The sequence below is a fragment of the Stenotrophomonas sp. PS02298 genome (assembly GCF_029959445.1).
In the GTDB taxonomy this organism is placed as follows: domain Bacteria; phylum Pseudomonadota; class Gammaproteobacteria; order Xanthomonadales; family Xanthomonadaceae; genus Stenotrophomonas.
Map to the genome: position 1 here is coordinate 19,935 of NZ_JASCOR010000052.1, position 7,613 is coordinate 27,547.

6 protein-coding genes are annotated in these 7,613 nt (G+C 63.4%); 2 read left to right on the forward strand and 4 right to left on the reverse strand.

Annotation, left to right across the window (positions count from 1 at the left end):
* Positions 1 to 22 precede the first annotated feature (22 nt).
* The 4 genes from QMX78_RS09865 to dinB form a co-directional block, all read right to left on the reverse strand.
* A complete protein-coding gene (locus QMX78_RS09865) occupies positions 23 to 994 on the reverse strand; it encodes an alpha/beta hydrolase-fold protein (protein ID WP_282268937.1) in 972 nt (323 codons plus the stop codon).
* 25 nt (positions 995 to 1,019) lie between these two features.
* Positions 1,020 to 3,260: a TonB-dependent siderophore receptor gene (locus QMX78_RS09870; RefSeq protein ID WP_282268938.1), complete on the reverse strand. Its 2,241-nt coding sequence runs from the start codon at positions 3,258 to 3,260 to the stop codon at positions 1,020 to 1,022.
* Between the two features lie 419 nt (positions 3,261 to 3,679).
* Entirely contained in the window at positions 3,680 to 4,330 is a 651-nt protein-coding gene (gene gph / locus QMX78_RS09875; RefSeq protein WP_282268939.1) for a phosphoglycolate phosphatase, read from the reverse strand.
* A gap of 63 nt (positions 4,331 to 4,393) precedes the next feature.
* Positions 4,394 to 5,479 carry a DNA polymerase IV gene (dinB, locus tag QMX78_RS09880; RefSeq protein ID WP_282268940.1) on the reverse strand — a complete coding sequence of 362 codons (1,086 nt, stop codon included), beginning with the start codon at positions 5,477 to 5,479 and terminating at the stop codon, positions 4,394 to 4,396.
* Positions 5,480 to 5,688: 209 nt separating this feature from the next.
* On the opposite strand from dinB, the gene fabA reads away from it, so the two are divergent.
* Both fabA and fabB read left to right on the forward strand, forming a co-directional pair.
* Positions 5,689 to 6,204, forward strand: a complete 516-nt coding sequence (gene fabA, locus QMX78_RS09885; RefSeq protein WP_282268941.1) for a 3-hydroxyacyl-[acyl-carrier-protein] dehydratase FabA — start codon at positions 5,689 to 5,691, stop codon at positions 6,202 to 6,204.
* Positions 6,204 to 7,412 (forward strand): beta-ketoacyl-ACP synthase I, encoded by a 1,209-nt coding sequence (gene fabB, locus QMX78_RS09890; protein ID WP_282268942.1) that lies wholly within the window; start codon positions 6,204 to 6,206, stop codon positions 7,410 to 7,412. The genes fabA and fabB overlap by 1 nt, the downstream gene beginning before the upstream one ends.
* Positions 7,413 to 7,613 lie beyond the last annotated feature (201 nt).

A 7,613-nucleotide genomic window follows, 5' to 3' on the forward strand; every position in this document is an offset into this window, starting at 1 on the left:
AGTCAGATCAGGAGCAGGCGGATCAGGAGCGCGGCTCCGCGCTGCGATCGCGCACACCGGTGATTTCATGCAGTGCACGCATCAGCGAGGCGCGGAACATCGGGCCATGGCCGAGGCCATCGAACTGGTGGTATTCGACATCCAGGCCCGGCACCTGGCGCAGGCGCGCAGACAGCTGCTCGGCGGCATCGGAAGGCGCACCGGAGACGCGCTTCAGGTGTGCCAGCACGCGCGGATTGCTCATGTCGCGGTTGCTGGTATCGCGATCACGCTCACCGCCACCGAGCATCAACAGCACCCGAGCCGGATGACCGGCGTTGTTGCCGATGAACTGGCGCTCGGGAGCACCCAGCATCGCGCCCTGCTGCCACCACAACGACGGGCTGGCCGGCACATAGGTCTGGAATGCACCGCTGCGCGTGTACAGCGTGTGCAGCACGAACAGCCCGCCCAGCGAATGCCCCCACAGTGCCTGCTTGCTGGCATCGGTTGCCACGTGCTGCGCCAGCTGCGGACGGATGCGCCGCTCAAGCACTTCCAGGAACGCATCGGCGCCACCGCCGACCGCCGCGCCGCCGTCTTCAGGCTGGTCAGCAATCGGTGTGTAGTCGCGGGTACGGGCGGGCGAATCGATGCGCTGCTGGTTGTCGTAGCCGACGAACACCAGCACCGTTGGCTGCTTCTGCGCCAGCTCCTCCAGCAATGGCGCGTCGAATTCCATCAACGCGCCATTGCCATCCAGCATCCACAGCGCCGGGAAACCCGCTGCTGGTGCCTTACCGGCAGGGATGCCGAGGTTGACCCGCCAGGTGCGCTGGCCATCATCACTGCGTACCACGAAGCGTTCGAAGCGGTAGTGCGCCGAGCCGGTATCGGCAACGGTCTGGCCGATCAGCTGCGCCGGGTTGCGTTGCTGGGCGGCTGCCATCGGCGCGACTACGCCGAGCAACACCAGCGAGGCCACGGCGAGCAGTGAATGAAAGCGGATACGCATGTGAGTTGTCATCGCTGTGCCTGGATCAGAAGCCGACGGTCAGGTTCACCCAGTAGCTGCGGCCGGGCTCATTGTAGGTAGCAGCACCCGCACCCGTGGCGCTGGTGCTGGTGGTGCCTTCGCGGAACAGACGCTTGTCGAACAGGTTGTTGATGCCGCCACCGACACGCACCTTCGGCGTGATCCGGTACTGGCCTCCCAGGCTCCACAGGTCATAGGCCGCACGCGTATCCGGCGGCAATGCCGCACCGGTGGTGCTGGCCTGCGTGGCAGATTCCTGCTTGCCGTAGAAGGTGCCGGTCAGCATGAACGACAACTGCGCGTTGACCTGCCAATCCAGGAAGGTGTTGACGGTGTACTCGGGAATGATGGACAGCGGCTGATCGGTGGTCTTGTCGACGTTCTCGATCATCCAGGTGACATTGGTATTCCACGACAGCACATCACCACCGCCGATCAGCGGCACCTTCACGTTGCCTTCGACGCCACGGATGATGGCCTCCGGCGCATTGGTCCACTGGAACACCTGACCCTTGGTGTCATTGGTGATGCCGATGCGGTCCTGGCCGGCAACGATCTTGTCCTTGTAATCATTGTGGAAGTACGTGACCGAGGCATGCCAGCCGTTGTCCGGTGCCCACTCGATGCCGATTTCCTTGTTGATGCTGGTTTCCGGATCAAGATTGGCATTGCCCATCACGTAGCAGCCCGAGCCCAGGTTCGGATTCAGCACCGGGCAGCCATTGCCGCGCGTGTAGTACAGGTAATCCGGGTTGGCCTGGTACAGGTTCGGCGCCTTGAACGCACGCGCGATGCCGCCCTTGATCGCCCAATCCTCGGCAAGCTTGAACTGCACGTTGAGGCTGGGGCTGAGGTTGTTGCCGAACTGCGAATGGTGATCGAAGCGCAGCCCCGGGGTCAGCGTCCAGCGCTCGCCGATGTACAGGTTGTCCTCGACGAACACTGCCGCGAACTGCTGGTCGCTCTTGCCGGTACGCACGCCGTCGTAGCCCGGGATGCCGCCACCGCTGCTGGAGGTCTGGGTCACCGAATACGGGTCATCCAGCTTCATGTCGCGGTATTCGAAGCCCAGCGTCGCCACCTGTTCGATGCCGCCCCAGTTCAGCGGGACGTTGATCTCGCCATCGACGCGGGTGGAGGTCAGCTCGGAGGTGGAGAAGCTCGCGCCTTCGGTGATCGAGCCTTCCGGGCCGCCGGCCAAGCCTTCGTTCAAACGAGTGTTGTCGGTGTCATCGTAGGCCGCGGTGATGCGCGAAGTACCCCATTCGTAGCTGCCGCGATGGGTCAGACCGAACGAACGGCGAAGCATCACGTTGGTCTCGGCGCCGTACAGTGCGTTCAAGCGCTCGAAGCCGTCGCTGCTGACGCCGCGCTCGCCGGAGTAGATATTGCCCTGGCGGCTGACGCTGGCATCCAGCTCCAGCACATGATTGTCGTTGATGTCGTAGCGCAGCAGGCCGCTGATATCGCGATTGCGCACACCTTCGCGGCCGGCCGGCGGGGTCACGCCGGTGGCGAACTCCTCGTTGAGCGACAGCGCATCCGGCTCGGTCTTGTTGACGTTGCCGAACAGGCGGAACGAGAGTTGCTCGCTCAACGGACCGGACAACTGGAAGCCAACGCGCTCGCTGTCGCCTTCGGCACTGTGCTCGGCCTGGCTGCCGTACAAGGTCAGCGAGCCGGTCAGGTCACCGGTCGGCTTCTTGGTGATGATGTTGACCACGCCACCGGAAGCGCCCGAGCCGTAGCGCGCAGCGGCAGGACCACGCAACACTTCGATACGCTCGACCGCTTCGGCCGGCACCCAGTTGCTGTCGCCGCGGCTGTTGCGCTCGCCGCTGCGGCCCATGCGCACCGAATCGCGCGAGCTCACCGGGCGGCCGTCGATCAGGATCAAGGTGTTTTCCGGGCCCATGCCACGGATGTCGATCTGGCGGAAATTGCCATATGAGCCCGACGCGGTATTGCCGGTCAGGTTGATGCCGGGCATGCGCCGGATCACTTCAGACAGATCGTTGGCCGGCGGCAGGCGCTCCAGGTCCACCGAGGTGATCACCGAGCTGCCCAGGGCCTGCTTGGCGATCTGCTCGGCGGTGACGTGCACGGTATCGATGTCGGTCGCCGGTGCCGCGCCTTCGGCCAGTGCCGGACCGGCGAGCAAGGCGCTCAATGCCAGCGCAGCGGAAAGGGGATGGCGGGACAACAAGGCACGCGCGGACAACCGCGACGACGAACGACGGGACATGGGGGAAAGCCTCTCGACAGTGGGGATGCGCCCCTCTGGCGAACAGCTTGAGGAACGACGGATATCGAATGCAGCTGCCGGAAACAAACGCCAGGCAGGCTGCGGGATGCCCGCATTCTACACTAAATGAGAATGATTATTGATAACAAAGGGTGATCAGATTGTGGGAGCGGCATAAGCCGCGAAGCAACTGTATCGTCCGATTGCAAAAATCACCGCAATTCCATTGCAGCCAGTTTCGCGGCTTACGCCGCTCCCACATATCAGCTCAAAGCACCGGCCTTGGCGTGTGGCACCCGGCTTGTGGGAGCGACACAAGCCGCGAAGCAACTGGATCGTCCGATTGCAGAAATCACTGCAATTTCGTTGCAGCCAGCTTCGCGGCTTACGCCGCTCCCACAAAAGATCCTCAGGAATGCTTACGCGACGATGCTCACCAACTCACGCATGTCGTCGATCACCGCCACCGCATCAGCGGCATCCAGATCCAGGTCACGCGAATAGCCGTAGCGCACCAGCACGATCGGCATGCCGGCATTGTTGGCCGCGCCCAGATCGGTGCCCGAGTCACCGATCATCAGGCAATCCGCCGCCGGCTGCTGCAGCAAACGCGCCACATGCAACAGAGGCTCGGCCGCAGGCTTGCGTTGCGGCAGGGAATCGCCACCGATGATGTGGGCGAAGAAGCCGGCAATGCCCAGATGCTGCAGCAACGGCGCGACCATCGCTGCCGGCTTGTTGGTGCAGATGGCCATCGGCAGGCCGCGTGCCTGCAATGCGGTCAAGGCCTCACCAACACCGTCGTAGAGCCGCGGGCTGCGCAGCAGGCAGGCCTTGTAGTGCCGCATGAAAACCGACATCACCTCTTCCAGCGTCAATGCGCTGCCAGCGTTCGCCAAAGCGGTGGACACCAGATTGCGCACGCCCTCGCCTATCCAGCTGCGCACCGTCGCCTCGGAGACGCGCGGCAACGCCAGCTCTTCCAATGTGAGGTTCACTGCCTCGGCGATATCACCTGCGCTGTCCACCAGCGTGCCATCCAAATCGAACACCAAGGCCGTAGTCGCCACGCATCCACACTCCCGGAAAATGAGCATCGATTGTAGCGGCGCCGCGTTGCGCAAAGGATGTACTCAATCCAACGAGATGCTGCGAAACAAATCACCCTGGATCACCAACTCTTCGCGGTCACGGAAACCCGACAAGCCCACGCCGACCAGGCGATAGCGCGTGTCAGCAGGCAACTGCACACGCTGGCACAAGGCCAGGGCGATGTCGCGCAGGTCTTCAACCGAGCTTGGCGGCGTATCCGGCGTATAGCTGCGAGTAAGGATGCGGAACTGCGCAGTCTTCAACTTCAGCACAACGGTGTGACCGATGCGCTCGGTGCGCCCGGTTGCACGCCAGGTGCGTTCGGCCAACTGGGTGATGGCTTCGTCGAACTCACCCATGTGCAGGTCTTCGGCAAAGGTGTCTTCGGAAGAGATCGACTGCACTGGCTGATCCGGTTCCACCGGCCGCTCGTCGATGCCACGCGCGCGCCGGTACAAACCCGCACCAAAGCTGCCGAACAAGGCCTGCAACTGCTCAAGCGGCAGCGCGCGCAGATCACCGACGGTGACAATACCCAGCGCCGACAGCTTGCCTTCCATCACCTTGCCCACGCCCGGCACCCGTTTGACCGGCAACGGCGTCAGGAACTGCTCCACCTTCGAAGGTGGCACCACGAACTGACCATCGGGCTTGCGCCAGTCCGAGGCGACCTTGGCCAGGAACTTGTTCGGGGCGATACCGGCCGAGGCGGTCAGGCCGGTAGTCTCGCGGATCTGCGCACGGATGGTGCGGGCGATCTCGGTGGCGATGCCGTCGCAGCTCGGCGATTCGGTGACGTCGAGGAAGGCCTCATCCAGCGACAGCGGCTCCACCAGCGGGGTGTGCTGCAGGAATATCTCGCGGATCTGCCGCGACACCGCCTTGTAGCGGGCAAAGTCCGGCGGCACGAATACCGCATCCGGGCACAGGCGCTCGGCCCGCAGCGCCGGCATGGCCGAACGCACCCCGAACTTGCGGGCCTCGTAGGAGGCCGCACAGACCACCGAACGCGCCCCGCGCCAGGCCACCACCACCGGCCTCCCGCGCAAACCGGGGTCATCACGCTGCTCCACGGACGCATAAAAGGCGTCCATGTCGACGTGGATGATCTTGCGTTGTTGGCTCAAGGCAACAGTCTCAAAAGGTCGCCAACATGATAGCTGTTGTCGCTAAATGCACACTTGTCCTCACAAATGTACTTATTCATACCTCCCGTAACAGCCCGCGAACGGCGCTTATCTGCAGCTAACATACGCAACCGTCCAGTTAAAACATTTGATTGAACGCAGCTGCTGCAGCATGCTCCGGGGCTCGCAATGGCTTTGGATTACCCCGGATGACCCGTCTGCATGCTTTCTCGCGCGACCAGCTGCTGGCCAGCGCGCGTGGCGAACTTTTCGGCCCGAACAAAGGCCGTCTCCCCAATGACCCGATGCTGATGTTCGACCGCATCACCGAGATCCGCGAGGACGGTGGCGCACACGGCAAGGGCATGATCCGGGCCGAGCTGGATATTCGTCCTGACCTGTGGTTCTTCGGCTGCCATTTCATCGGTGACCCGGTGATGCCCGGCTGCCTGGGCCTGGATGCCATGTGGCAGCTGACCGGCTTCTATCTCACCTGGTTGGGCGCCGAAGGCCGCGGCCGTGCGCTGGGCTGTGACGAGGTCAAGTTCACCGGCCAGGTGCTGCCCAGCGCCAAGCTGGTGCAGTACGAAATCGATGTCTCGCGCGTGATCAACCGCAAGCTGGTGATGGCACAGACCGACGCCCGCATGCTGGTCGACGGCCGCGAGATCTATACCGCCAAGGACCTGCGCGTAGGTCTGTTCACCTCAACCGAGAGCTTCTGATGCGTCGTGTCGTCATTACCGGCATGGGCATCACGTCCTGCCTTGGCAACGATCTGGATACCGTCTCCAGCGCCCTGCGTGACAGCCGTCCCGGCATCGTCACCCTGCCCGACCACGCCGAAGCCGGCCTGCGCAGCCAGATCGGCGGCAAGGTCGAGATCGACCTGGACGCGCAGGTGGACCGCAAGCTCAAGCGTTTCATGAGCGACGCAGCGGCCTACAGCTATGTCGCCATGCGAGACGCCATTGCCGATGCCGGTCTGGATGAAAGCCAGGTCAGCAACGTGCGCAGCGGCCTGATCGCTGGCTCTGGCGGCGGTTCCAGCGAATGGCAAGTGGAAGCGGCCGATCTGCTGCGCAACCGTGGCGTGCGTAAAGTTGGCCCGTACATGGTGCCGCGCACAATGTGCTCGACGGTGTCGGCCAACCTTGCCACCGCCTTCAGCATCAAGGGCCTGAGCTATTCGCTGTCGGCCGCCTGCGCCACCTCGGCACATTGCATCGGCGCTGCCGCCGACCTGATCCGCCACGGCGCCCAGGACGTGATGTTTGCCGGCGGCGGTGAAGACCTGCACTGGTCGATGAGCGTGATGTTCGACGCCATGGGCGCACTGTCCACCAGCTTCAACGAAACCCCGAGCACCGCATCGCGCCCGTACGACGCCAACCGCGACGGCTTCGTCATCGCAGGCGGCGCCGGCATGCTGGTGCTGGAAGACTACGACCACGCTGTGGCCCGTGGCGCCCGCATCTATGCCGAGCTGGTTGGCTACGGCGTGACGTCCGACGGCGCCGACATGGTTGCCCCGTCCGGCGAAGGTGCAGTGCGCTGCATGAAGATGGCGATGGAAGGCCTGGACCGTCCGATCGACTATCTGAACACCCACGGCACCTCGACGCCGCTGGGCGACGTGACCGAGCTGGGCGCGGTGCGCGAAGTGTTTGGCGATGCAGTACCGCCGCTGTCCTCAACCAAGGCGCTGTCGGGCCACTCGCTGGGCGCTGCCAGCGTGCACGAGGCCATCTACTGCCTGCTGATGATGCGCGATGGCTTCATGGCCGGCTCGGCCAACATCGAGACCCTGGACGAGCGCGTGGAAGGCTTCCCGATCCTGCGCAAGACGCAGGATGCGAAGTTGGATACGGTGATGTCGAACAGCTTCGGTTTTGGCGGCACCAATGCAACGCTGATCTTCGGCCGGGTTTGATGGCGGAGTGATCTGAAAGAAAACAGCCGCGAAAGCGGCTGTTTTTTTGTGCTTTGGTTTTGGCCTTGGCTTCTGCCTTGGCTTCTGCCTTGGCTTCTGCCTTGGCTTCTGCCTTGGCTTCTGCCTTGGCTTCTGCCTTGGCTTCTGCCTTGGCTTCTGCCTTGGCTTCTGCCTTGGCTTCTGCCTTGGCTTCTGCCTTGG

Coding starts and splice junctions, on each gene's coding strand:
- fabA (WP_282268941.1), top strand. CDS start 5,689: ATGACCCGTCTGCATGCTTTCTCGCGCGACCAGCTGCTGGCCAGCGCG.
- QMX78_RS09865 (WP_282268937.1), bottom strand. CDS start 994: ATGCGTATCCGCTTTCATTCACTGCTCGCCGTGGCCTCGCTGGTGTTG.
- QMX78_RS09870 (WP_282268938.1), bottom strand. CDS start 3,260: ATGTCCCGTCGTTCGTCGTCGCGGTTGTCCGCGCGTGCCTTGTTGTCC.
- fabB (WP_282268942.1), top strand. CDS start 6,204: ATGCGTCGTGTCGTCATTACCGGCATGGGCATCACGTCCTGCCTTGGC.